24 protein-coding genes are annotated in these 21,230 nt (G+C 60.6%); 14 read left to right on the forward strand and 10 right to left on the reverse strand.

What is annotated here, in order from left to right:
- Positions 1-108: 108 nt before the first annotated feature.
- The 3 genes from HX824_RS01560 to trpB form a co-directional block, all read right to left on the reverse strand.
- A complete protein-coding gene (locus HX824_RS01560; protein ID WP_003214903.1) occupies positions 109-552 on the reverse strand; it encodes an anti-virulence regulator CigR family protein in 444 nt (147 codons plus the stop codon).
- 140 nt (positions 553-692) lie between these two features.
- A complete protein-coding gene (trpA, locus tag HX824_RS01565) occupies positions 693-1,502 on the reverse strand; it encodes a tryptophan synthase subunit alpha (RefSeq protein ID WP_003214901.1) in 810 nt (269 codons plus the stop codon).
- Entirely contained in the window at positions 1,502-2,728 is a 1,227-nt protein-coding gene (trpB, locus tag HX824_RS01570) for a tryptophan synthase subunit beta (protein WP_010168558.1), read from the reverse strand. Before trpB ends, trpA begins: the two co-directional genes overlap by 1 nt.
- A 110-nt stretch (positions 2,729-2,838) precedes the next feature.
- On the opposite strand from trpB, the gene HX824_RS01575 reads away from it, so the two are divergent.
- Positions 2,839-3,735: a LysR family transcriptional regulator gene (locus tag HX824_RS01575; RefSeq protein ID WP_177054060.1), complete on the forward strand. Its 897-nt coding sequence runs from the start codon at positions 2,839-2,841 to the stop codon at positions 3,733-3,735.
- Here the strand turns inward: HX824_RS01575 and HX824_RS01580 are convergent.
- Positions 3,732-4,058 (reverse strand): YqjD family protein, encoded by a 327-nt coding sequence (locus tag HX824_RS01580; RefSeq protein WP_003170746.1) that lies wholly within the window; start codon positions 4,056-4,058, stop codon positions 3,732-3,734. The two genes, HX824_RS01575 and HX824_RS01580, sit on opposite strands and share 4 nt — an antisense overlap.
- Before the next feature lie 156 nt (positions 4,059-4,214).
- Between HX824_RS01580 and HX824_RS01585 the strand changes: the two genes are divergently transcribed.
- Complete coding sequence (locus tag HX824_RS01585; RefSeq protein WP_008439585.1) at positions 4,215-4,430, forward strand: dodecin; 216 nt, start codon at positions 4,215-4,217, stop codon at positions 4,428-4,430.
- A 117-nt stretch (positions 4,431-4,547) separates the two neighbouring features.
- A complete protein-coding gene (locus tag HX824_RS01590) occupies positions 4,548-4,775 on the forward strand; it encodes a DUF1161 domain-containing protein (RefSeq protein ID WP_003214893.1) in 228 nt (75 codons plus the stop codon).
- Positions 4,776-4,893: 118 nt separating this feature from the next.
- Here the strand turns inward: HX824_RS01590 and HX824_RS01595 are convergent, their stop codons facing one another.
- Complete coding sequence (locus HX824_RS01595) at positions 4,894-5,895, reverse strand: LLM class flavin-dependent oxidoreductase (protein WP_008439586.1); 1,002 nt, start codon at positions 5,893-5,895, stop codon at positions 4,894-4,896.
- A gap of 217 nt (positions 5,896-6,112) precedes the next feature.
- Between HX824_RS01595 and HX824_RS01600 the strand changes: the two genes are divergently transcribed.
- Positions 6,113-6,544 carry an OsmC family protein gene (locus HX824_RS01600; RefSeq protein ID WP_008439587.1) on the forward strand — a complete coding sequence of 144 codons (432 nt, stop codon included), beginning with the start codon at positions 6,113-6,115 and terminating at the stop codon, positions 6,542-6,544.
- 113 nt (positions 6,545-6,657) lie between these two features.
- Positions 6,658-6,897: a DUF1161 domain-containing protein gene (locus tag HX824_RS01605; RefSeq protein WP_003214887.1), complete on the forward strand. Its 240-nt coding sequence runs from the start codon at positions 6,658-6,660 to the stop codon at positions 6,895-6,897.
- Here the strand turns inward: HX824_RS01605 and HX824_RS01610 are convergent, their stop codons facing one another.
- The gene (locus tag HX824_RS01610) at positions 6,898-7,320 is read right to left on the reverse strand and encodes a hypothetical protein (protein WP_177020348.1); all 423 of its coding nucleotides are present in this window, start codon (positions 7,318-7,320) and stop codon (positions 6,898-6,900) included. It lies immediately after the preceding gene.
- Positions 7,321-7,462: 142 nt separating this feature from the next.
- Here HX824_RS01610 and HX824_RS01615 point away from each other — a divergent pair, with 142 nt between their 5' ends.
- Positions 7,463-8,518 carry an aminopeptidase gene (locus HX824_RS01615; protein WP_177035387.1) on the forward strand — a complete coding sequence of 352 codons (1,056 nt, stop codon included), beginning with the start codon at positions 7,463-7,465 and terminating at the stop codon, positions 8,516-8,518.
- A 96-nt stretch (positions 8,519-8,614) separates the two neighbouring features.
- On the opposite strand, the gene HX824_RS01620 is transcribed toward HX824_RS01615, so the two are convergent.
- Positions 8,615-9,268: an HAD family hydrolase gene (locus HX824_RS01620; protein WP_008439600.1), complete on the reverse strand. Its 654-nt coding sequence runs from the start codon at positions 9,266-9,268 to the stop codon at positions 8,615-8,617.
- An 11-nt stretch (positions 9,269-9,279) separates the two neighbouring features.
- Positions 9,280-9,822, reverse strand: a complete 543-nt coding sequence (locus tag HX824_RS01625; protein WP_003214876.1) for a gamma carbonic anhydrase family protein — start codon at positions 9,820-9,822, stop codon at positions 9,280-9,282.
- Positions 9,823-9,876: 54 nt separating this feature from the next.
- Here HX824_RS01625 and prlC point away from each other — a divergent pair, with 54 nt between their 5' ends.
- Both prlC and HX824_RS01635 read left to right on the forward strand, forming a co-directional pair.
- Positions 9,877-11,976 (forward strand): oligopeptidase A, encoded by a 2,100-nt coding sequence (gene prlC / locus HX824_RS01630; protein WP_177054061.1) that lies wholly within the window; start codon positions 9,877-9,879, stop codon positions 11,974-11,976.
- Positions 11,973-12,245 carry a YheV family putative zinc ribbon protein gene (locus HX824_RS01635; RefSeq protein ID WP_003214872.1) on the forward strand — a complete coding sequence of 91 codons (273 nt, stop codon included), beginning with the start codon at positions 11,973-11,975 and terminating at the stop codon, positions 12,243-12,245. Before prlC ends, HX824_RS01635 begins: the two co-directional genes overlap by 4 nt.
- Positions 12,246-12,272: 27 nt before the next feature.
- On the opposite strand, the gene HX824_RS01640 is transcribed toward HX824_RS01635, so the two are convergent.
- A complete protein-coding gene (locus HX824_RS01640) occupies positions 12,273-12,959 on the reverse strand; it encodes a tyrosine-protein phosphatase (RefSeq protein WP_177054062.1) in 687 nt (228 codons plus the stop codon).
- A gap of 283 nt (positions 12,960-13,242) precedes the next feature.
- On the opposite strand from HX824_RS01640, the gene HX824_RS01645 reads away from it, so the two are divergent.
- Genes HX824_RS01645 through HX824_RS01655 form a run of 3 tightly spaced genes read left to right on the forward strand, consistent with a single transcriptional unit; the run spans position 13,243 to position 17,066 of the window.
- The gene (locus HX824_RS01645) at positions 13,243-13,983 is read left to right on the forward strand and encodes a gluconate 2-dehydrogenase subunit 3 family protein (protein WP_177054063.1); all 741 of its coding nucleotides are present in this window, start codon (positions 13,243-13,245) and stop codon (positions 13,981-13,983) included.
- 2 nt (positions 13,984-13,985) lie between these two features.
- Positions 13,986-15,770, forward strand: coding sequence for a GMC family oxidoreductase (locus HX824_RS01650; RefSeq protein ID WP_003214867.1), 1,785 nt, complete (start codon positions 13,986-13,988; stop codon positions 15,768-15,770).
- A 12-nt stretch (positions 15,771-15,782) separates the two neighbouring features.
- Positions 15,783-17,066: a cytochrome c gene (locus HX824_RS01655; protein ID WP_177054064.1), complete on the forward strand. Its 1,284-nt coding sequence runs from the start codon at positions 15,783-15,785 to the stop codon at positions 17,064-17,066.
- Between the two features lie 54 nt (positions 17,067-17,120).
- On the opposite strand, the gene HX824_RS01660 is transcribed toward HX824_RS01655, so the two are convergent.
- The gene (locus tag HX824_RS01660) at positions 17,121-17,306 is read right to left on the reverse strand and encodes a hypothetical protein (protein WP_177040934.1); all 186 of its coding nucleotides are present in this window, start codon (positions 17,304-17,306) and stop codon (positions 17,121-17,123) included.
- Positions 17,307-17,593: 287 nt separating this feature from the next.
- Between HX824_RS01660 and HX824_RS01665 the strand changes: the two genes are divergently transcribed.
- The 3 genes from HX824_RS01665 (at position 17,594) to HX824_RS01675 (ending at position 21,213) form a co-directional block, all read left to right on the forward strand.
- Positions 17,594-18,652, forward strand: a complete 1,059-nt coding sequence (locus HX824_RS01665; protein ID WP_087694555.1) for a PA0069 family radical SAM protein — start codon at positions 17,594-17,596, stop codon at positions 18,650-18,652.
- Positions 18,653-18,848: 196 nt separating this feature from the next.
- Positions 18,849-19,580 carry a carbonic anhydrase gene (locus tag HX824_RS01670; protein ID WP_003214859.1) on the forward strand — a complete coding sequence of 244 codons (732 nt, stop codon included), beginning with the start codon at positions 18,849-18,851 and terminating at the stop codon, positions 19,578-19,580.
- 85 nt (positions 19,581-19,665) lie between these two features.
- On the forward strand, positions 19,666-21,213 hold the full coding sequence (locus HX824_RS01675; RefSeq protein ID WP_008439613.1) for a SulP family inorganic anion transporter: 1,548 nt from the start codon (positions 19,666-19,668) through the stop codon (positions 21,211-21,213).
- Positions 21,214-21,230: the final 17 nt, after the last annotated feature.

Below are 21,230 nucleotides of genomic sequence, written 5' to 3' on the forward strand. Positions count from 1 at the left end.
GGGCCGCTGCGCAGCCCAGCGGGAGCAAGCTCCCTCGCCACACCAGCTCCCCAGCCACACCAGCTCCCTAGCCACAGCAAGCTCCCTCACCACAAAAGCAGTGCGGCTCTAGTACAGCGCGCCATCCAGAATCTGATAGACGATGCTGGTGCCAACGGCGATCAATACGATGTCCCCACCCGAACGGCGCCATTCATAACCAGGGTATTGCGGCAGATGGCCCAGCGCCCGTGGGTCCAGACGCTCACCATAGTAGTTTGGCGGCAGGCGCTGGCCGCGCACCAGGTGGATGCCGGGAGGCGGCGGCGCGCCACGGCGGAAGTCGCCATGGTTGTCGCGGATGACCTGTCTCACAGGACCAAAGTCCTGAGGCGGCCCGCCACGGTGGTTGTCCTGCGGCCCGCGATGGTCATCGCCACGTTGATCGTGCTGGCCCTGTGGGCCACCACGGTCAGGTCCGCCACCCTGATCATAGGGCGCAGCTTGGACCAGGGCGCTGGCGCCAAGCACCAGCACGCCTACACCTGCAATCAAACGTTTGGGGATTTTCATGGGGCTGTTTCCTCAGTACTGCACGAACAAAAAAGGGATCTCGAACCACGTTCGAAATCCCTTGGTCTTGTTAGCTTAGGTACTGATTTGCCAGCATGATTCCTCTGTATCAGGAACTTTACCTACCGCTTACGAGCCGCTTACTTACGGGCGTTACGTACACCTTCCGACAGCGCAGAGCACAGGGTCAATACACCGTCGATGGCCTGTTGATCATTGCTGGCGTTGGCGATGTGGTCGATCAGTGCCGACCCCACCACCACACCGTCTGCCAGGCGGGCGATTGCAGCGGCCTGCTCCGGGGTGCGGATGCCGAAACCGATGCTGATCGGCAGGTCGGTATGCCGACGCAGACGGGTCACGGCCTCTTCGACGTGTTCCAGGGTCGCGGCACCGGCACCGGTCACACCGGCCACCGACACGTAGTACACAAACCCTGAGCTGCCGTTGAGCACGGTCGGCAGGCGCGCGTCGTCGGTGGTCGGCGTGGTCAGGCGGATAAAGTCGATACCGGCAGCCTGGGCCGGGTCGCACAGCTCGCCGTTATGTTCCGGCGGCATGTCGACCACGATCAGGCCGTCGACGCCGGCTTCTTTCGCATCGCTGATGAAGCGTGGCACGCCGTACATGTGGATCGGGTTGAAGTAGCCCATCAGCACCAGCGGCGTGTCGCTGTTGCCCTCGCGGAACTCGCGAACCATTTGCAGGGTTTTCGTGAGGTTCTGCTTGGCGGTCAGCGCGCGGATGTTGGCCAGTTGAATGGCCGGGCCGTCAGCCATCGGGTCAGTGAACGGCATGCCCAGTTCGATCACATCGGCGCCGGCCGCCGGCAACCCTTTGAGGATCGCCAGCGAGGTGTCATACCCCGGGTCGCCGGCGGTGACGAAGGTTACCAGGGCGGCGCGGTTTTGTTCTTTCAGTTGCGCAAAACGTGTTTGCAGGCGGCTCATCAGTGTTTCTCCTGCTGGGACTGTTCCATGTGGTGCATCACGGTTTGCATGTCTTTGTCGCCACGGCCGGACAGGTTGACCACCATCAGGTGATCTTTCGGCAGGGTCGGTGCGCGTTTGAACACTTCGGCCAGGGCGTGGGCGCTTTCCAGTGCAGGAATAATCCCTTCCAGGCGGCAGCATTTGTGAAAGGCGTCGAGGGCTTCGTCGTCGGTCACCGAGGTGTACTGGACGCGGCCGATGTCGTGCAACCAGGCGTGTTCAGGGCCGATGCCCGGATAGTCTAGGCCCGCGGAGATCGAGTGGGCGTCGATGATCTGGCCATCGTCGTCCTGCAACAGGAAAGTACGGTTGCCGTGGAGCACACCCGGTACGCCGCCGTTGAGGCTGGCCGCGTGTTTGCCGGTCTCGATGCCGTAGCCGGCCGCTTCAACGCCGATGATCTCGACGCTGGTGTCATCCAGGAACGGATGGAACAGGCCCATGGCATTGGAACCGCCGCCGATGCACGCCACCAGGCTGTCGGGCAGACGGCCTTCCTGGGCCTGCAGTTGGGTACGGGTTTCCTTGCCGATAACGGCCTGGAAGTCGCGAACCATGGCTGGGTACGGGTGCGGACCGGCCACGGTGCCGATCAGGTAGAAGGTGCTGTCGACGTTGGTCACCCAGTCACGCAGGGCTTCGTTCATCGCGTCTTTCAGGGTGCCGGTACCGGCGACTACCGGGATCACTTCAGCGCCCAGCAGCTTCATGCGAAATACGTTGGCCTGCTGGCGCTCGATGTCGGTGGTGCCCATGTAGATCACGCATTGCAGGCCGAAACGCGCGGCGACGGTGGCAGTGGCCACACCGTGCATGCCGGCGCCGGTCTCGGCGATGATGCGTTTTTTACCCATGCGCCGCGCCAGCAGGATCTGGCCGATGCAGTTGTTGATCTTGTGGGCGCCGGTGTGGTTCAGCTCTTCGCGCTTGAGGTAGATCTTGGCGCCACCGCAGAACTCGGTCAGGCGCTCGGCGAAGTACAGCGGGCTTGGGCGTCCGACGTAGTCGCGCTGGAAGTAGGCCAGTTCTTCGTTGAAGGCCGGATCGATCTTGGCCGCTTCGTATTCGCGGGCCAGGTCAAGGATCAATGGCATCAGGGTTTCCGCCACGTAGCGGCCGCCGAACGAACCAAACAGGCCATTGGCATCCGGGCCGTTGCGTAAATCGGTCTGGGTCTGAGTCATGGGACGCTCCAGGTAGAAAAATGTGTAAGAGGCAATGACGGTCACTCTACCCCTGACGCTTCCACGTGAAAACCGATAAGATCGCCACAACTTGTCAGGAAAACTCACAGATGAGCCGAGACCTCCCACCGCTGAATGCCTTGCGCGCTTTTGAGGCGACTGCGCGCCTGAACAGCGTTAGCCAGGCCGCTGAGCAACTGCACGTGACCCATGGTGCGGTCAGCCGGCAGCTCAAGGTGTTGGAAGAACACCTTGGTGTAAGCCTGTTCGCCAAGGACGGGCGCGGCCTCAAACTCACAGATGCCGGCATTCGCCTGCGAGATGCGAGTTTCGAGGCCTTCGAGCGACTGAGGGACACTTGCGCCGAGCTCACGCAAAGCAGTGCCGATGCGCCGTTTGTGCTCGGCTGCTCCGGCAGCCTGCTGGCGCGCTGGTTTATTCCGCGTCTGGGGCGCCTGAACGCCGAGTTGCCGGATTTGCGCCTGCATCTGTCGGCGGGTGAAGGCGATATTGACCCACGCCGCCCCGGCCTGGACGCGCTGCTGGTGTTCGCCGAGCCTCCATGGCCGGCGGATATGCAGGTGTATGAATTGGCCAGCGAACGCATCGGCCCGGTCATGAGCCCGCGTTTTGCCCATTACGAGCGATTGCGCCAGGCGCCTCCCGAGGCGCTGCTGAATGAGGCCCTGTTGCACACTACCTCACGCCCGCAAGCCTGGCCCAGCTGGGCGCAGCACCATGGGATCGACGCTGGCGCGTTGAAGTACGGTCAGGGGTTTGAGCATTTGTATTATTTGCTGGAGGCGGCGGTGGCCGGGCTGGGGGTAGCAATTGCGCCTGAGCCGCTGGTGGCAGAGGACCTGCGAGCGGGTCGCCTGGTTGCGCCGTGGGGTTTCAGTGAAACCCCGGCGCAACTGGCGTTGTGGCTACCCAAGCGCGCCGCAGATGGGCGCGCCGGGCAACTGGCGCAGTGGCTCAAGGCGGAGCTTGCGCGCCAGGACGTTTAGTCGCCGCGTTTGCACAGCAAGTAAGCCGCCAGCAGACCCAGCGCGCCGACGGCGACACCGGCGGTAGTCCATGGATGCTCTTGCGCGTAGTCCCGTGTTGCAACACCGGTTTCGCGGATTTTGACTTTGCTTTCTTCGTAGGCATCGCTGATCAGGTGGCGGGAATGCTTGAGGGCGTTCTCGGCATTGCTTTTCAGGGCCTTCAGGGTTTTGCGCGACTCGTCAGACGCATCGTCCTTGAGGCTTTCCAAAGATTTGAGCAGGCTCGAAATCTCGGCTTCCATGCTTTCCAATGACGCTTTGCGTAAAGAGGTGTTGGCCATGTGGGCTCTCCTGGAGTGATTGAGTGGCGTGTGTTGTTTCCGACTGCGGCGGTTTCAGAAAGTGCAGTAAATCTGAACTTTCACATCGCAATAGCCGCCAGAAGCAGTACGAGAATTCACTGCTAGTCTTGATTAACGACCCCAGGAGAAAAACTTATGAGTGATCATCACACCTACAAGAAAGTCGAACTGGTGGGCTCTTCCGCGACCAGCATCGAGGAGGCCATCAACAATGCCCTGGCTGAAGCCAGCAAGAGCATCAAGCACTTGGAGTGGTTTGAAGTGACCGAAACCCGTGGCCACATCAAGGACGGCAAGGCTGCGCATTTCCAGGTCACCCTCAAGGTGGGGTTCCGAATTGCCAGTAGTTGATTGAGCCGGTTGAACTTGCGCGCTGGCCGATTGCCATAAACTCCGCTACAACCTTTAGGCACGTCGACGTGACGAGCGGCGACGTGCTTCCTTTCGATCAACCCAAGGAAGTGACGGATGAAGAACTTTTTGTTGGCGGTAGGTTTGTTGAGCATTGCGGGCACAGCCCTGGCGGCGGGCAAGCCTTGTGAAGAGCTGAAAAGCGAGATCGCGGCGAAAATCGACGCGAAAGGCGCTTCGGGCTACTCCCTGGAAATCGTGGACAAAGGTGCTGCACCTAGTGACCACACGGTTGTCGGCAGCTGTGAAGCCGGTACCAAGGAAATCGCCTACAAGCGCGGGTGATCCCGTGTTGCAGACGTAAAAAACCGACGCAAGTGCGTCGGTTTTTTTATGCCTGCGATCCCTCGCTCCGCGTGGGAATGAAGCCTGGGATGCTCTGCGTCCCGCCTCACTCCTGGATTTAGCCCTTCATGATCTGCGCCAGCAGCTCGTAGGAATGAATCCGGTCGGCATGTTCGTACAGGTCACAGGTAAAGATCAGCTCATCAGCGCCGGTCTGCTCCACCAGCACCTCCAGCTTGGCGCGGATCTTCTGCGGGCTGCCCACCATGGCCAGGCCGAGGAAACTGCCCACGGCGTCTTTCTCATGGGGCAGCCACAGGCCGTCCATGGTCTTGACCGGCGGGCGCTGCACCAGGCTTTGCCCACGCATCAGCGCGAGAATTCGCTGGTACACCGAGGTGGCCAGGTAGTCGGCCTGCTCATCGGTGTCGGCAGCTACCAGCGGGATACCGAGCATCACGTAGGGCTTGTCCAGCACGGCCGAAGGCTTGAAGTGGTTGCGATAGACGCGAATCGCTTCATGCATCAGGCGCGGTGCGAAATGCGAGGCAAAGGCGTAAGGCAAACCGCGCTCGCCCGCCAGTTGTGCACTGAACAGGCTTGAGCCCAGCAGCCACACAGGCACATTGGTGCCCGTGCCGGGTACAGCGATCACGCGCTGGTCCGGGGTGCGCGGGCCAAGGTAGGCCATCAGTTCTGCCACGTCTTCCGGGAAATCATCGGCACTGCCGGAGCGTTCACGGCGCAGCGCGCGGGCGGTCATCTGGTCGGAGCCTGGTGCGCGGCCAAGGCCCAGGTCGATGCGGCCCGGGTACAGGCTTTCCAGGGTGCCGAACTGCTCGGCGATCACCAACGGTGCGTGGTTGGGCAGCATCACGCCACCGGAACCGACACGGATCGTCGAGGTGCCGCCGGCCAGGTAACCCAGCAATACCGAGGTCGCCGAGCTGGCGATGCCGTCCATATTGTGGTGTTCGGCGACCCAGAAACGGTTGTAGCCGAATTTTTCCACGTGCTGGGCCAGGTCCAGGGAATTGCGCAGCGACTGCGCCGGGCTGCCGTTGGCGCGCACGGGCACGAGGTCGAGGGTCGAGAACTTTACGTCGGACAGCGATTTCATAAGCCTGCTTCTCCAATGGGGGCGCAGGCTTCTTAGACGAACCAAAACCTGCCGCTTCATGTGCATGTCCTATGCAATGAGGGCATATACCCGAGATTCAATAGCGATGGTGAAATTTCCTACTTAATCGCTAGGTTTCTCCGACAAGATGAACTTTGCCGTGGCGTCTATCCTCAGAACCCTTACTGACGCAAAACCACCGTTCGAGGAGACCGCTATGAGTATTGTTAAAAAAGCATCCGCGCATTGGGAAGGCGACCTGAAGACTGGCCTGGGTTCCATTTCCACCGAAACCGGCGTTCTGCGTGAAGCGCCTTACGGCTTCAAGGCCCGTTTCGAAGGTGGCAAGGGCACCAACCCTGAAGAACTGATCGGCGCAGCCCATGCCGGTTGTTTCTCCATGGCGTTTTCCATGATTCTCGGCGATGCCGGGCTCAAGGCCGACAGCATCGACACCCAGGCCGAAGTGACCCTGGACCAAGTGGACGGTGGCTTTGCGATTACTGCCGTGCACCTGACCCTCAAGGCGAAGATCCCGGGCGCCAGCCAGGCGCAGTTCGATGAGCTGAGCAAAAAGGCCAAGGAAGGATGCCCCGTGTCCAAGGTACTGAATGCAACCATTACCCTGGATGGCACGCTGGTTAGTTGATGCAACCCCCTTGCAGGGGTGAGCTTGCTCGCCCCTGCAGGTGCAAATGTGGTCGAATAGCCGATTGCAGACTCAGCGCACACCCGTGCGCGTGCATTCAGGGAGCTTCACACATGAAACGTATTGCCTTGGCGGTTATCTGCTGTGCACTGGCCACGTCGGCGCTGGCGGCGCCAAAAGATTGTGAAGAGCTCAGGAAGGAGATCGAGGTCAAAATCCAGGCGAATGCCGTTCCGTCCTACACCCTCGAAATCGTCACCAAGGAAGAAGCTGACAAGCACGACAGCGCCATGGTTGTCGGCAGCTGTGAGAATGGCACCAAAGCCATCGTCTACCAGAAGAACAACGACTGATCAGATGCAGTTGACGCTACGTTCTTCGGCCAGCAATTGACCCGCTTTGTTGTACAGCCGGATATTCGGGTTGTAGCCCAGTGAGCGCCCTTCCAGGCGATAGCGCTGGCCCGCCTCGAAACGGTCGTATTGCAGGGTCATGAAGCAGGTACGGTCAGTGGTTTGGCCAAACCCGCCGAAACTGCCGCCGGTAGGCACCTCGAAATCAAAACGTACCATCAGCTCATGGCTGCCAGGCGGCACCTGGAAGAAGCGTCCGTCGTTCAGGTTTTTCCCGTCCAGGCGTTGCGCCATTACCAGCTTGGCGCCGGGTGTCGGGGTAGCGAAGTCGACCCAGGCTTGGAGTGGATCAACCGGCGGTAGTGGCGTCGACGCACAGGCACTGAGAAAAATCGCGGCGACGGGAAGCAGTAGCTGACGCATGTTAAGCACTCAACTGTAGGAATGGTTTTTTGAACGGCTGCGTTCGGCAGCACGCTCCCTATGAGTATAAACACGCCACGCCATGGAAAAATTCCCCACAGGCGAGATAGTCTGGCGGGATGGTTACCGGCGAGAGGTTTGAATGGTCAGGCGTTTGCTTCCCGGCTTGATGCTGCTGTTGCTCAGCGGCTGTTCCAGCGTCAGTTATTACAGCCAACTGGCAGACGGCCAATGGCAATTGCTGCGTGCCCGGGAGCCGGTCTCCGCGGTCGTCGCCGACCCGTCCCGGCCACAGGTGCTGCGCGAGCACTTGGCGCAATCGCAGAAAGCCCGCACCTTCGCCAGCGAACACCTGCACCTGCCGGATAACCAGAGTTACCGGCTGTATGCCGATATCGGCCGCCCTTACGTGGTCTGGAACGTGTTCGCCACGCCTGAATTTTCCCTGTCCCCGCAAACCCACTGCTTCCCGATTGCCGGTTGCGTGGCCTATCGCGGCTACTACAACCAGGGCGCCGCACGCGGCCAGGCGGCTTTGTTGAAGCAGCAAGGGATGGATGTGTCGATTGGCGGCGTGGAGGCCTATTCCACCCTCGGCTGGTTCAACGACCCGATCATGAGTTCGATGATGAGCTGGGGGGACGAGCGCCTGGCCACGCTGATTTTTCATGAGCTGGCGCACCAGCGGTTTTATGTGAAGGACGACACCGAGTTCAACGAGTCGTACGCCACCTTCGTCGAGCAGGAAGGTACCCGGCAATGGCGCGCCGCCCAAGGCTTGCCGCCTGCCAGCGAGTCGGCGCTGAAACAGCGCGACCAGTTCACCCGGCTGGTGCTCGATACCCGCAAACGCCTGGAGCAGTTGTATGCGCAGCCGCTGACGGCAGATGCCATGCGCCAGGCCAAGGCCGCTGAATTCGAGCGCCTGCGCAGTGACTACCGGCACATGCGCGATAGCCAGTGGGGTGGCGACAAGCGTTATGACGCCTGGGTCAACCTACCGATGAACAACGCAAGGTTGCTGCCGTTTGGGCTGTATGACCAGTGGGTGCCGGCGTTCGTCGCGTTGTTCCGGCAGGAAGGCGGGGATTGGCCGAAGTTCTTTGCGGCGGTGGAGAAGCTGGGCGGGTTGCCGGTGGATCAGCGCAAGGCGGCCCTGAGGGCGTTGGAGGGATCCGGGCAAGTGGTTGGCCGGTAGGGCCTCATCGCGGGCAAGCCCGGCTCCCACATTTGACTGAGTTGTCTTGGCCGACCGTGATCAAATGTGGGAGCTGGCTTGCCTGCGATAGCGCATTCAAGGCCGTTGCAAAAACGCCTGATGCATCTCGGCCAACGTTTCGAAATGCCAGGTCGGCGCCTCGGCACTCAGCTCTTCACGGCTGCCAAACCCATAACCCACCGCCGCCGAATCCAGCCCATTGCTGCGGGCCCCGATCAGGTCGTGCTTGCGGTCGCCAATCATCAAGGTGCTGGCCGGGTCCAGGCTTTCTTGCGCCATCAGGTGGGCGATCAACTCGACCTTGTTGGTGCGCGTGCCGTCCAGCTCGCTGCCGTAGATCACTTTGAAGTGCTTGGCGAAATCAAAATGCCGGGCGATTTCCCGGGCAAATACCCAAGGCTTGGACGTGGCTACATACAGCTGACGGCCCTGGCCATTCAATTCCTCAAGCAGCGGCATCACGCCGTCGAACACGCGGTTTTCGTACAGGCCGGTGACCTTGAAGCGCTCGCGGTAGAAATTCACCGCCTCCCAGGCCTTGGCTTCGTCGAAGCCATAAAACTGCATGAACGCTTGCAGCAGCGGCGGGCCGATAAAGTGCTCAAGTTTGGTCAGGTCCGGCTCATCGATCCCCAGTTTGGCGAGGGCGTACTGGATCGAGCGGGTGATGCCTTCGCGGGGGTCGGTGAGGGTGCCATCGAGGTCGAACAAAACGGTCTGGTAATGCATGGGTGTCCTTGTCATTGGTCGAAGCCTTCGGCCAGGTGCAGGTCTTTGAGCTTTACGTAGTTCGCGGCGCTGTAGGTGAAAAATGCCCGTTCCTTGTCAGTCAGCGGGCGGATTTGTTTAACCGGGCTGCCAACATATAAAAAACCGCTCTCAAGTTTCTTGCCCGGCGGCACCAGGCTGCCGGCGCCGATGATCACCTCGTCTTCCACCACGGCGCCGTCCATCACAATGCTGCCCATGCCGATCAGGATCCGGCTGCCTACCGTGCAGCCATGCAGCATGACCTTGTGGGCAATGGTCACATCGTCGCCGATCAGCAGCGGGAAACCATCAGGATTGAAGGGGCCTGCGTGGGTAATGTGCAGCACGCAGCCGTCCTGCACGCTGGTGCGCGCACCGATGCGGATGCGGTGCATGTCGCCGCGAATCACCGTCAGCGGCCATACCGAGCTGTCGGTGCCGATTTCGACGTCGCCGATCACCACCGCCGATGCATCGACGAAAGCCCCGGCGGCCAGGGCCGGCGTGTGATTCTGGTAGGTGCGAAGGGTCACGATAGGCTCTCTCTCTTCTGCTGATAGCTGCGGTGGGCGTTGATTGTAATTAAGATGGCCCCATCTTTGTTCTTACATGTTTCTTCAGCCAAGGTGCCAACCGTGAGCGCGAACAACCCTCTTCTGCAGTCCTACGACCTGCCGCCGTTCTCGGCGATCCGTGCCGAGCACGTAAAGCCGGCCATTGAACAGATCCTCGCCGACAACCGCGTCGCCATCGAAGGCATCCTGCAAAGCCAGGGTAAAAATCCGACCTGGGCCGGGCTGGTCCTGGCCATGGACGAACTCAATGACCGCCTGGGTGCCGCCTGGAGCCCGGTCAGCCACCTGAATGCCGTGTGCAACAGCGCCGAACTGCGGGAAGCCTACGAGGCGTGCCTGCCGGCACTGAGCGCCTACTCCACCGAGATGGGCCAGAACCGCGAGTTGTTCCAGGCCTTCGACGCCCTGGCCAACAGCCCGGAAGCCGCCGGCTTCGACGTGGCGCAAAAAACCATCCTGGAACACTCCCTGCGGGACTTCCGCCTGTCGGGTATCGATTTGCCGCCTGAGCAGCAAAAGCGTTATGCCGAAGTGCAGAGCAAGCTCTCCGAACTGGGCAGCAAGTTCTCCAACCAATTGCTCGATGCCACCCAGGCCTGGACCAAGCACGTCACTGACGAAGCAACCCTCGCCGGCCTGACCGATTCCTCCAAGGCGCAAATGGCTGCGGCTGCCCAGGCCAAGGGCCTCGACGGCTGGCTGATCACCCTGGAATTCCCAAGCTACTACGCGGTGATGACCTACGCCCACGACCGCGCCCTGCGTGAAGAAATCTACGCAGCCTACTGCACCCGCGCGTCGGACCAAGGCCCGAATGCCGGTCAGAACGATAACGGCCCGGTCATGGAACAGATCCTCGACCTGCGTCAGGAGCTGGCGCAACTGCTGGGCTTCGCCTCGTTCTCCGAGCTGAGCCTGGCCACCAAAATGGCCGAGTCCAGCGACCAGGTGCTGAGCTTCCTGCGTGACCTGGCCAAGCGCAGCAAGCCGTTTGCCACCCAGGACCTGCAACAGCTCAAGGCCTATGCCGCCGAACAAGGCTGCGCGGACCTGCAAAGCTGGGACAGCGGTTTCTACGGCGAAAAACTGCGTGAGCAGCGTTACAGCGTTTCCCAGGAAGCCCTGCGCGCCTACTTCCCGATCGACAAGGTACTCAGCGGCCTGTTCGCCATCGTGCAACGCCTGTATGGCATCGAGATCGCCGAGCAGAAAGGCTTCGACACCTGGCACTCGGATGTTCGCCTGTTCGAAATCAAGGAAAACGGCCAGCACGTCGGCCGCTTCTTCTTCGACCTGTATGCCCGCGCCAACAAGCGTGGGGGTGCCTGGATGGACGGCGCCCGTGACCGTCGCCGCACGGTTGATGGCGTGCTGCAAAGCCCGGTGGCCAACCTGGTGTGCAACTTCACCCCGGCCGACAGCGGCAAGCCTGCCCTGCTGACCCACAATGAAGTGACCACTCTGTTCCACGAATTCGGCCACGGCCTGCACCACCTGTTGACCCGTGTCGAGCACGCCGGCGTGTCCGGCATCAACGGCGTGGCCTGGGATGCGGTGGAGTTGCCGAGCCAGTTCATGGAAAACTGGTGCTGGGAGCCGGAAGGCCTGGCGCTGATTTCCGGTCACTATGAAACCGGTGAGCCGCTGCCTCAGGACCTGCTGGAAAAAATGCTCGCGGCGAAGAACTTCCAGTCCGGCCTGATGATGGTTCGCCAGTTGGAGTTCTCGCTGTTCGACTTCGAGCTGCACGCTACCCACGGCGATGGCCGCAGCGTGCTGCAGGTGCTGGAAGGCGTGCGTGATGAGGTGTCGGTGATGCGTCCGCCCGCCTACAACCGCTTCCCCAACAGCTTCGCGCATATCTTCGCTGGCGGTTACGCCGCGGGTTACTACAGCTACAAGTGGGCGGAAGTGCTGTCGGCCGATGCCTTCTCCAAGTTCGAAGAAGATGGCGTGCTCAATGCCGAGACTGGCCGGGCGTTCCGCGAGGCGATCCTGGCCCGTGGCGGTTCCCAGGCACCGATGGTGCTGTTCGTCGATTTCCGCGGACGGGCGCCGTCGATTGACGCACTCTTGCGCCACAGCGGCCTGAGTGAGGACGCGGCAGCATGAGTGAAGCACCTGTGAAAACTAAAAAACGCTTTATCGCCGGGGCAGTCTGCCCGGCGTGCAGCGAGCCGGACAAGTTGATGATGTGGAGCGAGGACGATGTTCCGCACCGCGAATGCGTGGCTTGCGGCTACTCCGACACGCTGAATGAACAAGGTCTGTCAGTGCCCAAGGAATTGGGTACGCGGGTCAATACGTCGGCGTTGAAAGCACCGGACCCCAAGGTGCAGGCGGTGCAGTTCTTCCCTAATCCGAAGCTGAAAAAAGACTGACCGAGAAGCGCTCCCTGGGTTGATGGCTCAGGGAGCGACCACCCAGGCGGTTTTTTCCTCGGCCGGGTCTTTGGCGCTGTCCGCGGTATTCAGCCAGCTTTTCATCGAGCACAGCGCAAAGGCGCTGGTGCTGCATTCGCCGTTGGCCAGTGCAGTGCGTAACTTGTCGACATCCGCCTTCATCATGTAGCGAACGCCGTCCTTGAAGCCGCTACTGGCGCCGAAGCCGCCCAAGGTCATTTCGTTCAGCGCGTCTTCCTTGCTCCATCCCTGAATCACCACCCGATACATCGCCGCCATCAGGCCCGTGCGGTCGGAGCCGTGTTTGCAGTGCATCAGCACCGGGCCGTTGGCTTCGGCATCCTGAATCGCGCGCAACGCTGCGAGCACATCGGCGTCATCGACATGGTTGGTGCGATAGGACAATTGCACCTGGTTGATGCCGGGTGATTTCAGCCAGTTGGCATCTGACTCGGGCAAAAAGTTGATCACCGTTCCGATCTTGAGCTTTTCCAATACAGGAACAGCACCGCTATCCGGCAGCGCGCTGCGATAGAGTGTGGGCGTCATTTGATACAGGTTGTATTGATTGCCCACAGGCTGGGCCCATTCCGATGAACGGATGGGCGTGAGCTCTTCGGCCTGGGAGGGTGCGGTGGTGAACAACGCCATGAACACGAGGCTGAGGGCAGGCAGCAATTGATTCTTGAACATGCGCGATGTAACCGAATAGGAAGGGGCTGATGGGGCCCAGATTCGCCTACAGGGGGTCAATGCCGCGTGAGGTGCTCGTCAAAGAATCGTGAATAAGCCGGCTCCGAGCAGGTTTTTTCGCGCTGAATCGATTTTCCCCGATCCTTAGCCTGCTATCCTTTGTAACTATTGATTGCTGCGGTGTTCTATCCCCTTGGGTCCTTTGGATCCCATTTACTGCCAAAACTATAAGTCGTTCCTCGAAGCGGCTGATAAATCCGTGACCACATGATGAGGTGCCACCATGTCTGATCAAGATCAAGACAACCCCCGGCGTGAGTTTTTACGCAAATCCTTGACCTTGATCCCCGTGGTCACTGTCGCCAGCACGGGCCTGGGCGGTTCGATGCTGATGGCGGTTCCCGAACCGGCTCAAGCCAGCCCGGAGAAGTCGCCCGTCAGCAGCAAGGCCTATGAGCCGAGCTATTTCACTGCCGAGGAATGGGCCTTTATCAACGCGGCCGTTGCGCGCCTGATCCCGGCGGACGACCAGGGCCCAGGCGCCCTGGAAGCCGGCGCGCCGGAATACATCGACCGTCAGATGAACACGCCGTACGCGGCGGGTGCCCTGTGGTTCATGCAAGGCCCGTTCAATGCCGACGCGCCGCCTGAAATGGGCTGGCAGAGCAAATTGGTGCCCAAGGAGATCTATCGCCTGGGCATTGCTGCCACGGATGCCTGGTCGAAAGCGATGAACGGTAAGCTATTTGCCGAGCAAGACAGCGCTACCCAGGAAAAGTTGTTGCAGCGCCTGGAGGCCGGCGACGCGCAATTCGACAGCGTCCCGCCGAAGATTTTCTTCAATCTGTTGCTGCAAAACACCAAGGAAGGGTTCTTTTGCGACCCGGTCCACGGTGGCAACAAAGGCATGGTCGGCTGGACCATGATCGGCTTCCCCGGCGCCCGCGCCGATTTCATGGATTGGGTTGAACGCAACGAGCAATACCCCTTCCCGGCTGTTTCGATCCGTGGCGAGAGGGCGTAAACGTGGCGACCATCATGAAGAAAGTGGATGCAGTGATTGTCGGCTTTGGCTGGACCGGCGCGATCATGGCCAAGGAGCTGACGGAAGCTGGCCTCAACGTGGTAGCGCTGGAGCGCGGCCCGATGCAGGACACCTACCCGGACGGCAACTATCCCCAGGTCATCGACGAACTGACCTATAGCGTGCGTAAAAAGCTCTTCCAGGACATCTCCAAGGAAACCGTGACCATTCGCCATAGCGTGAATGACGTGGCGATGCCCAACCGCCAACTGGGCGCTTTCCTGCCTGGCAACGGTGTCGGCGGTGCAGGCCTGCACTGGTCCGGCGTGCACTTTCGGGTGGACCCGATCGAGTTGCGCATGCGTAGCCATTACGAAGAGCGCTACGGGAAAAACTTCATTCCCAAGGACATGACCATCCAGGATTTCGGCGTCAGCTATGAAGAGCTGGAGCCATTTTTCGACTATGCCGAGAAAGTCTTCGGCACCTCCGGGCAAGCCTGGACGGTGAAAGGCCAGTTGGTGGGCGAAGGCAAGGGCGGCAACCCTTACGCACCGGATCGCTCCAATCACTTCCCGCTGGAATCGCAGAAGAACACAGTCTCCGCACAGCTGTTCCAGAAGGCCGCCACGGCCGTGGGGTACAAGCCCTACAACCTGCCTTCCGCGAATACATCGGGGCCGTACACCAACCCTTACGGCGCCCAGATGGGCCCGTGCAACTTCTGCGGCTTCTGCAGCGGTTATGTCTGCTACATGTATTCCAAGGCTTCGCCGAACGTGAACATCCTGCCGGCCTTGCGCCAGGAACCCAAGTTCGAACTGCGGCCCAATTCCCACGTGCTGAAGGTCAATCTCGACAGCACCAGGAGCAAGGCGACCGGCGTGACGTATGTCGACGCCCAGGGGCGAGAATGCGAGCAGCCGGCGGACCTGGTGATCCTCGGTTCCTTCCAGTTCAACAACGTGCGCCTGATGCTGCTGTCGGGCATCGGCAAACCCTACGACCCGATCTCCGGTGAGGGCGTGGTGGGCCGCAACTTCGCCTACCAGAACATGGCCACCATCAAGGCGTTCTTCGACAAGGACGTGCACACCAACAACTTTATCGGTGCCGGCGGCAATGGCGTGGCGGTCGATGACTTCAACGCCGACAACTTCGACCATGGGCCTCACGGCTTTGTGGGCGGCTCGCCGATGTGGGTCAACCAGGCGGGCAGCCGGCCGATTGCCGGTACCTCCAACCCGCCGGGCACGCCGGCCTGGGGCAGCGCGTGGAAGCGCGCCACGGCTGATTACTACACCCATCAGGTGTCGATGGATGCCCATGGCGCCCACCAATCCTACCGTGGCAACTACCTCGACCTGGACCCGGTTTACCGCGATGCCTACGGCCTGCCGCTGCTGCGCATGACCTTCGACTGGCAGGAAAACGACATCAAGATGAACCGCTTCATGGTCGAAAAAATGAGCAAGATCGCCGAAGCGATGAACCCCAAGGCGATTGCCTTGCTGGGCAAAAAGGTGGGCGAGCACTTCAACACCGCGTCTTACCAGACCACCCACCTCAACGGTGGCGCGATCATGGGCACCGACCCGAAAACCAGTGCCTTGAACCGCTACCTGCAGTGCTGGGACGTACACAACGTGTTTGTCCCGGGCGCTTCCGCGTTCCCACAAGGCTTGGGCTACAACCCTACGGGCCTGGTGGCGGCATTGACCTACTGGTCGGCGCGGGCAATTCGCGAGCAGTACCTGAAAAACCCCGGCCCACTGGTTCAGGCATAAGGAGCGATGACCATGAAAGCATTTGTTATCGCGTCCCTGGCTTTGTTCAGCAGCTGCTCGGTGAGTGCGGCTGAAACCGATCTGGTCAAACAGGGTGAATACCTGGCTCGCGCCGGTGACTGCGTGGCCTGCCACACCGCCAAGGGCGGCAAACCGTTCGCCGGTGGCCTGCCGATGGAAACCCCGATCGGCACCATCTACTCCACCAACATCACCCCGGATAAAACCGGCCTGGGCGACTACAGCTTCGAAGACTTCGACCAGGCTGTGCGCCATGGCGTCGCCAAGGACGGTAGTACGCTTTACCCGGCGATGCCCTACCCGTCTTACGCGCGGGTCAGCGAAAGCGACATGCAGGCGCTGTACGCGTACTTCATGAAGGGCGTGGAGCCGGTGGCGCAGGTGAACAAGGACAGCGACATTCCCTGGCCGTTGAGCATGCGTTGGCCGTTGGCCGGGTGGCGCTGGATGTTCGCCCCCAAGGTTGAGGACTACCAGGCCCAGGCGGGCGCCGACCCGGTGATCAGCCGTGGCGCTTATCTGGTAGAGGGCCTTGGCCACTGCGGTGCCTGCCATACGCCACGGGCCCTGACCATGCAGGAAAAATCCCTGAGTGCATCCGACGGTACCGCTTTCCTTTCCGGCAGCGCACCGCTGGAAGGCTGGATTGCCAAGAGCCTGCGGGGTGATCACAAGGACGGCCTGGGTAGCTGGAGCGAGGAGCAACTGGTGCAATTCCTCAAGACCGGGCGCAGTGATCGCAGTGCGGTGTTTGGCGGCATGAGCGACGTTGTGGTCCACAGCATGCAGTACATGTCGGAAGAGGACCTGACGGCTATCGCCCGTTACCTCAAGACCCTGCCGGCGGTGGATCCCAAGGATCAGCCGCACCAGTACGACAAGCAGGTCGCCGACGCGCTGTGGAAGGGTGATGACAGCAAGCCGGGTGCCTCGGTGTACATCGACAACTGCGCGGCGTGCCACCGTACCGACGGCCACGGCTACACCCGCGTGTTCCCGGCGCTGGCGGGCAACCCGGTATTGCAGACGGCGGATGCGACGTCGCTGATCAAAATCGTGTTGAACGGCGGCACGTTGCCGGCGACGCATACGGCACCTTCGACCTTCACCATGCCGGCGTTTGCCTGGCGGCTGTCGGATCAGGAGGTGGCGGATGTCGTCAGTTTCGTTCGGGACAGTTGGGGTAATAAGGGAGAGACTGTAAAGGCTTCGCAAGTGAAAGACTTGCGAAAAGATGCAGTAACTACCGAAGCTGATCAAACTTCAGAGAAGTAGTGTCAGTTGCCAGGTTTATAGTTTTATATATAAGCCTGGCAACTAGCCGATTAATTATCGAGGGGCGCAGGTTTTTACAAAGCTATTCGCCATGTTCAGGAAGATGGTCTTGTCCTGTTCATCGAAGTCGCCGTCGTTATCCAGGTCGGTGGTGGAGGAAGTGGTGTCGTAGTGCCCGTCCCTGTTGGAGGAAGAGGCATACATGGCGTAGGACAGTTTACCGTCGGTAAAGCGCTCCATTAATACTTCCGGGCTGTTATCTTTTTCAAAGTCTTCGCATGTAAAGCGTAGTTCATCCTGAGACATAAATATCCTGTAGGTGGTAATGAGTTAAGTTGTGATCATAGCGATGTGTTAATAACTTTATCCATGTCACATATGTCGCGATTTATTTCTTGTTTGGTTACATGTAGGAAGGTGTCATTCCGTTCGTGCGAAGGTCGATGCTAGACCGCGCCGCCCAGTGGTGCTGGTGAAAAGCGATCTTCTCGAATACTGTATATGGATACAGTTTATGAGGTCTGACTATGAATGTCCCTTTGCCGCCTCGCGGGCGCGGCACGGCCACCAACCTGCACAACCGTTTTGCGCCCACCGTCAGCGTGGCGGAAGACGACGGTTGGTATCAGGAAGTGCCACAGACCCAGGGCACCGAAGTCCGTATCGAAACCGCGAAAACCATCATTACCCGCAACAGCTCGCCGGATATCCCGTTTGACCGGGCGATCAACCCGTATCGCGGCTGCGAGCATGGTTGTATCTACTGCTATGCGCGGCCCAGCCACGCGTATTGGGACCTGTCGCCGGGGCTGGACTTCGAAACCAAGCTGATCGCCAAGACCAACGCCGCCGAGGTGCTTGAGCAGCAACTGTCGAAACCGGGCTACACCTGCGCGCCGATCAACCTGGGCTCCAACACCGACCCGTACCAGCCCATCGAGCGCGAGTACAAGATCACCCGGCAAACCCTCGAAGTGCTGCTGCGCTACCGTCATCCGGTGACGATCATTACCAAGGGCTCGCTGATCCTGCGGGACCTCGACCTGCTGACCGAGCTGGCGCAGCAGCGGCTGGTGGCGGTGATGATCAGCCTCACCAGCCTGGACGATGAACTCAAGCGCATCCTCGAACCGCGCACGGCTGCACCCAAGGCCCGGCTGCGGGCGATCCGGGTGATGCGTGAGGCGGGGATCCCGGTGGGCGTGCTGTGTTCGCCGATGATCCCGATGATCAACGACAGCGAGCTGGAAAGCCTGCTGGCCGAAGCTCATGCCGCGGGGGCACAAAGCGCGGCGTACATGATGCTGCGTTTGCCTCTGGAGGTGGCGCCGCTGTTTGAGGAATGGCTGGCGGCCCATTACCCGCAGCGCGCGGCCCATGTGATGAGCCTGGTGCGGCAGGTGCGCGGCGGTGAGGTCTACGACAGCCGCTTCGGTGTACGCATGCGTGGCGAAGGGCCGTTTGCCGATTTGCTGGCGCAACGTTTCGCCAAGGCGATCAAACGATTGGGGCTCAACCGGCGGGAAGGGTTTAATCTGGATTGCACGGCGTTTTGTCCGCCGGGCAGACAGATGGCATTATTGTAAACTGCTGGATAAGCGTACTTTTCTGTAGGGATAGTCGCGTTTTGATATCACTGAAAGCCCCGATCTAGAGCGGCTCATTCAGTTTGAGTTAAGTTTCGGCGGGTACCTTGTTCATCGAGTGACTAATGAGTCGGCGCTTCAGTTTGGGCGCCGGCCGCACTGGAAAACTCCCCTGCTCCAACCAAGAGGATGAATTATGAGTGACAAGGATAAACAGCCGTTGGCTGCGTCGGCTTCAGCCCCTCACGAGGCGGAATCCGCCGATGCAGCGCTGCAGCACATCGTTGAAGGCTTTTTGCATTTCCATAACGAGATCTTCCCCCAGCAGGAAGAGCTCTTCAAAAAACTCGCCACGGCCCAGAGCCCGCGGGCGATGTTCATTACCTGCGCCGACTCGCGCATTGTTCCCGAGCTGATCACCCATAGCTCCCCTGGGGATTTGTTCGTGACCCGTAACGTCGGTAACGTCGTGCCGCCTTATGGGCAGATGAACGGCGGTGTTTCCACGGCTATCGAGTACGCCGTACTGGCCCTTGGTGTGCAGCACATCATCATTTGCGGCCACTCCGACTGCGGCGCCATGCGCGCGGTGCTCAACCCCCAAAGCCTGGAAAAAATGCCCACGGTAAAGGCCTGGCTGCGCCACGCCGAGGTCGCCAAGACCATGGTCCAGGACAACTGCGATTGCGCCAACGAACACGAAAGCATGCACGTGCTGACCGAAGAAAACGTGATCGCCCAACTGCAGCACCTGCGCACTCATCCCTCCGTGGCCTCGCGCATGGCCAACGGGCATTTGTTTATCCATGGCTGGGTCTACGACATCGAGACCAGCGAAATCAGGGCCTACGATGCGGATCAGGCAGCGTTCCTGCCCTTGAACGGTACCCAGCCGATTCCATCCGCGACGCCTAAAGCGCGCTTCTAAAACAATCCCCTGTCGGGTAACGCGATGGCTGCCATTCGAGCAGCCAGGCCTTGCCACGCCCGGCGAATGCCTCGGGAGAGTCATTATGCGTGCTGCTCAATTGAAAGCTGTGCTGCCACGGGAGCTGCTGGCTTCCGTGGTTGTGTTTCTGGTCGCCCTGCCGCTGTGCATGGGGATCGCCATCGCGTCCGGAATGCCTCCGGCCAAAGGCTTGATCACCGGGATCATCGGTGGCCTGGTGGTCGGTTGGCTGGCGGGGTCGCCGTTGCAAGTCAGCGGTCCGGCGGCAGGTTTGGCGGTGTTGGTGTTCGAACTGGTTCGCCAGCATGGCATGGCCATGCTCGGGCCGATCCTGTTGCTGGCGGGCTTCCTGCAATTGGTGGCCGGGCGTTTGCGCCTGGGCTGCTGGTTCCGCGTGACTGCGCCTGCAGTGGTGTACGGGATGCTGGCGGGGATCGGGGTGCTGATTGTCCTGTCGCAAGTACACGTGATGCTCGACGGTGTGCCAAAGCCCTCGGGGCTGGATAACCTCGCCGGCTTCCCTGCGGCACTGATCCAGGCGATCCCCACATTGGGCGGCGGGCTCGGCTGGCAGGCCGGTTTGCTCGGGCTGTCGACGATTATGGTGATGTGGCTGTGGGACAAGTTCCGCCCGCAAAAGCTGCGCTTCGTCCCCGGCGCCCTGCTCGGCGTGGGTTTGGCGACAGTCACCAGTCTGGTGCTGGCGTTGCAGGTCAAGCGGGTGGAGGTGCCGGAAAATCTCGCGGATGCCATCGATTGGCTGCGCCCCAGCGACCTGCTGAACCTGGCGGATCCCAATCTGTTGATCGCGGCCTTCGCCGTGGCATTTATCGCCAGCGCTGAAACGCTGCTTTCGGCGGCGGCAGTCGACCGTATGCACAGTGGCCAGCGTTCCGACTTCGACAAGGAATTGTCGGCACAAGGCGTGGGCAACATGCTGTGTGGCCTGGTCGGCGCCCTGCCGATGACCGGTGTGATCGTGCGCAGTTCGGCCAACGTCCAGGCCGGCGCTACCACGCGTTTGTCGGCGATGTTCCACGGCTTGTGGCTGCTGGCGTTCGTGCTGTTGCTGTCCAGTGTGCTGCAAAGCATTCCGGTGGCAAGCCTGGCGGGTGTGCTGGTGTACACCGGGATCAAGCTCGTGGACATGAAGGCGTTTCGTGGCCTGGCGCGCTACGGGCGAATGCCGATGTTTACCTACGCGGCGACGGCGCTGGCGATCATCTTTACCGACCTGCTGACGGGTGTGTTGGTGGGCTTCGGGTTGACGCTGGTGAAGCTGGCGTTCAAGGCCTCACGCTTGAAGATAAGCCTGATCGACCTGCCGCAGGAGGGCGAGATGGAGCTGCGATTGACGGGGGCCGGGACCTTTCTCAAGGTGCCTGCATTGACCCAGGTGCTGTCGACGGTACCCGCCGGGACCACCTTGCATGTGCCGCTCAGTAACCTGAGTTATATCGACCACTCCTGCCTTGAGCTATTGGAGGAATGGGGTCGGGCCAATGCGGCCAAGGGCTCGAAGCTGATGATCGAGGCGCGGGGGTTGAAGCGCAGGTTGGAAGGACGGGTAAGAACGACGACCGGAATAGGCTCGGCGCCGTCTGTTGGCTGACGAAACCGGATCAAAAT

Source organism: Pseudomonas sp. D4002 (assembly GCF_013385665.1).
In the GTDB taxonomy this organism is placed as follows: Bacteria; Pseudomonadota; Gammaproteobacteria; order Pseudomonadales; family Pseudomonadaceae; genus Aquipseudomonas.

Bases quoted from the DNA above. Each gene is read 5' to 3' on its own strand.
- HX824_RS01645 (WP_177054063.1), top strand. From the start codon at position 13,243: ATGTCTGATCAAGATCAAGACAACCCCCGGCGTGAGTTTTTACGCAAA.
- HX824_RS01615 (WP_177035387.1), top strand. From the start codon at position 7,463: ATGGTCAGGCGTTTGCTTCCCGGCTTGATGCTGCTGTTGCTCAGCGGC.
- trpB (WP_010168558.1), bottom strand. From the start codon at position 2,728: ATGACTCAGACCCAGACCGATTTACGCAACGGCCCGGATGCCAATGGC.
- HX824_RS01655 (WP_177054064.1), top strand. From the start codon at position 15,783: ATGAAAGCATTTGTTATCGCGTCCCTGGCTTTGTTCAGCAGCTGCTCG.
- HX824_RS01660 (WP_177040934.1), bottom strand. From the start codon at position 17,306: ATGGAGCGCTTTACCGACGGTAAACTGTCCTACGCCATGTATGCCTCT.
- HX824_RS01575 (WP_177054060.1), top strand. From the start codon at position 2,839: ATGAGCCGAGACCTCCCACCGCTGAATGCCTTGCGCGCTTTTGAGGCG.
- HX824_RS01610 (WP_177020348.1), bottom strand. From the start codon at position 7,320: ATGCGTCAGCTACTGCTTCCCGTCGCCGCGATTTTTCTCAGTGCCTGT.
- HX824_RS01620 (WP_008439600.1), bottom strand. From the start codon at position 9,268: ATGCATTACCAGACCGTTTTGTTCGACCTCGATGGCACCCTCACCGAC.
- HX824_RS01580 (WP_003170746.1), bottom strand. From the start codon at position 4,058: ATGGCCAACACCTCTTTACGCAAAGCGTCATTGGAAAGCATGGAAGCC.
- HX824_RS01585 (WP_008439585.1), top strand. From the start codon at position 4,215: ATGAGTGATCATCACACCTACAAGAAAGTCGAACTGGTGGGCTCTTCC.
- HX824_RS01595 (WP_008439586.1), bottom strand. From the start codon at position 5,895: ATGAAATCGCTGTCCGACGTAAAGTTCTCGACCCTCGACCTCGTGCCC.
- HX824_RS01665 (WP_087694555.1), top strand. From the start codon at position 17,594: ATGAATGTCCCTTTGCCGCCTCGCGGGCGCGGCACGGCCACCAACCTG.
- HX824_RS01560 (WP_003214903.1), bottom strand. From the start codon at position 552: ATGAAAATCCCCAAACGTTTGATTGCAGGTGTAGGCGTGCTGGTGCTT.
- HX824_RS01605 (WP_003214887.1), top strand. From the start codon at position 6,658: ATGAAACGTATTGCCTTGGCGGTTATCTGCTGTGCACTGGCCACGTCG.
- HX824_RS01600 (WP_008439587.1), top strand. From the start codon at position 6,113: ATGAGTATTGTTAAAAAAGCATCCGCGCATTGGGAAGGCGACCTGAAG.
- HX824_RS01670 (WP_003214859.1), top strand. From the start codon at position 18,849: ATGAGTGACAAGGATAAACAGCCGTTGGCTGCGTCGGCTTCAGCCCCT.
- HX824_RS01590 (WP_003214893.1), top strand. From the start codon at position 4,548: ATGAAGAACTTTTTGTTGGCGGTAGGTTTGTTGAGCATTGCGGGCACA.
- trpA (WP_003214901.1), bottom strand. From the start codon at position 1,502: ATGAGCCGCCTGCAAACACGTTTTGCGCAACTGAAAGAACAAAACCGC.
- prlC (WP_177054061.1), top strand. From the start codon at position 9,877: ATGGCCCCATCTTTGTTCTTACATGTTTCTTCAGCCAAGGTGCCAACC.
- HX824_RS01675 (WP_008439613.1), top strand. From the start codon at position 19,666: ATGCGTGCTGCTCAATTGAAAGCTGTGCTGCCACGGGAGCTGCTGGCT.
- HX824_RS01635 (WP_003214872.1), top strand. From the start codon at position 11,973: ATGAGTGAAGCACCTGTGAAAACTAAAAAACGCTTTATCGCCGGGGCA.
- HX824_RS01640 (WP_177054062.1), bottom strand. From the start codon at position 12,959: ATGTTCAAGAATCAATTGCTGCCTGCCCTCAGCCTCGTGTTCATGGCG.